This is a genomic window from Streptomyces sp. E11-3 (assembly GCF_046540415.1).
Lineage (GTDB): Bacteria > Actinomycetota > Actinomycetes > Streptomycetales > Streptomycetaceae > Streptomyces.
This window is the reverse complement of sequence record NZ_JAZGRL010000111.1, coordinates 1-2,277: the sequence shown is the minus strand read 5'-3', so window position 1 is coordinate 2,277 and position 2,277 is coordinate 1. Positions and strand designations below refer to the sequence as shown.

Genomic DNA, 2,277 nt, shown 5'->3' with positions numbered 1-2,277 from the left:
CCCGCTGCTCCCCCTGGCCGTAGAGCGCGCTGAGCGCCCCGTCCATGGCCGCGTCCTGGCCCGCGAGCGCGCAGCCGGTGCCGTCGGCGGAGTGCCCGCCGAGCACCAGCCGCCACCGCCTGAGCCGCTCGTCCGCGCTGTCTGCTGTGCTGCTGCTCGCCCTGCGTTGTGTGCTCATCAGGCCACCTCCACCACGTCGTTGGCATCCGTGCCGAGCAGTAGCCGGAGAACCGGAAGGACCGCGTCGGCCCGCTCCTGGTCGAGCTCCGGCGCGAACCCCGGAGCGGCCGCGCCGACCGGGCGCGCACCGGGCGCCTCGGGGCCACGACGGACCAGTTCCCCGAGGGTGCGGCGCACCCCCGGCTCGTACGCCGAGAAGGTGCGGCGCAGCAGCGGCAGTACGTCGGTGAAGGCCTCTGCGGAGACGCCGCTCAGCCAGGCGTCCACCAGGCCGAGCAGCCGCCCGTCGTGGACCAGCAGCATCCCTCCGCCGCCGCCCCCGACGAACCCCTCGATCCACGCGGCCGCGTCGGCCGGTGGCGTACCGGGCGACAGGGCGAGGCCCATCAGTCGCGCCGCCTCGTCTTCGGCCAACTCGCCGTCGTCGAGCAGCAGTCGTACGGCCCGCCCGCGAATGATCCCGGGCACGGTGTCCCGCCCGGAGAGCACACCGAGCACGGAGTGCCAGCGCCCACGTATGCCCTTCTGTGCGGGCGTCACGGTCTCGGCGGGCGTCACTGTCTCGTCGACCGTCGGGGGCTCGCCGGGCGTCGCGGTCTCATCGGCAATCGGGGTCTCGCCGGGCATCGCGACCTCGCCGGGCATCGCGGGCGTCGCGGCCCGGTCGGGCGTCGCGGTCTCGTCGAGCAGCCCCACCGCCGTGTGCACCGCGTCCACGTGGCCGCGCAGTTCGGCCGCGCCGTCGGCGTCCAGGGCCGCGCACGCGGGTGGCAGGCCGACGAAGACGCGTTCGGCGAGGCCCGCGGCGACCTCGGACAGGGCCTGGGTCTCGGTGCCGCGGACGTCGCCGTAGCGGAGGGAGCGGACCAGGGCGGGCAGGGCCTGGGCGAGGTGGCCGACATCGCTGTCCAGCGCCGCGCGGTCGGCCAGAACCTGCATCACCACCGGGAGCGCGTCCGGCAGTTCGGCGAGCAGACACCGCTCGGCCAGCGCGGTGACCTCGGCGAGCGCCGTCGCGCCGACGGCGTCCGACTCGGCCTTCGCCGTGGCCGCGGCCGGCACAGTGGTGCCCCAGACGCCCGCCTCGGCGACCCGTACCGCCAACTCGGGCTCCCAGCGCAGCCGCCAGGTCTCCCGGAAGGTTCCGGTGGTGCCACGCGCCGACCGCGCGGGCTCGCCCCAGTCGACACCGAGCAGCCGCAGCCGGTGCAGCAGCCGACTGCGCGCGGCGTCGGTCTCCTTGCGCAGGTCCAGCTCCAACTCCCTCTCCAGCGCCTCCGGTTTGAGCCGCAGTGTCCGCTGGAGTCGGGTCAGGTCGCGCTGCAGCGGCACGGCGGGCGCCGACGGGGGCACCTCGCCCAGTACGTCACCGACGACCAGCCTGTCCCGCACCAGCGCCAGCGGTACATCGGAGCCCTCGCACATCACGGCCCGCACCGCGTCCGTGGTCTCCGTCAGGCCCGGCAGAGGGCGGCCGCGCATCGCGGCCAGCGTGTCGGCGAGCCGGACCGCCTCGATGACATGCGCCGACGAAACGGGCTGGTCCTCCTCCCGCAACAGCCCGGCGACCTTGGTCATCCAGCGCTCGACCGGCCGGTCAGGGGAGCCGAAGAGGTGTCCGTACCAGCCGGGTGAGTCGATCCCGGCGCCGTATCCACCGGCGCGGGCCAGGCGGCGGTGGGTCCAGGGCACCCAGGTCAGTTCGACCTTGGCCTTGGGCAGGCCCTTGAGCAACGCGCGGTCGGCGGTGACGGTGCTCTTCGCCGTCAGCGCGGGCACATGCCAGGCGCCGCAGACGACCGCGATCCCGTCCCCGAACTCGCGGCGCGCCGCCCGCACCTGCAGCCGCATATAGGCCTCGCGCAGCAGGTCCCGCCGATGCCCGCCGACTCCGTACTCCTCGCGCAGCGCGGCCATGGCATCCCCGAGCGCGTCGAACGGCGCGAGCGGATCCGCCGCCGCACCCTCGGCCCCCCGATGCTCGACGACGTCCTCCCACCACCGCTCGGGGTCGTCGTACCCCGCGGCCTCGGCGAGCACAGCAAGCGGATCAACCCGCAGCCCCTGCCGCTCCCCCTCCTTCTTCCCCTCGTCCCC

General features: G+C 75.1%; 1 protein-coding gene. It reads right to left on the bottom strand.

Annotated elements, in window-relative coordinates; translation table 11 throughout:
• Nucleotides 1–177 precede the first annotated feature (177 nt).
• A partial coding sequence (locus tag U9R90_RS35595; RefSeq protein ID WP_411061588.1) for a DUF5682 family protein occupies nt 178–2,277 on the bottom strand: 2,100 nt, incomplete at its 5' end.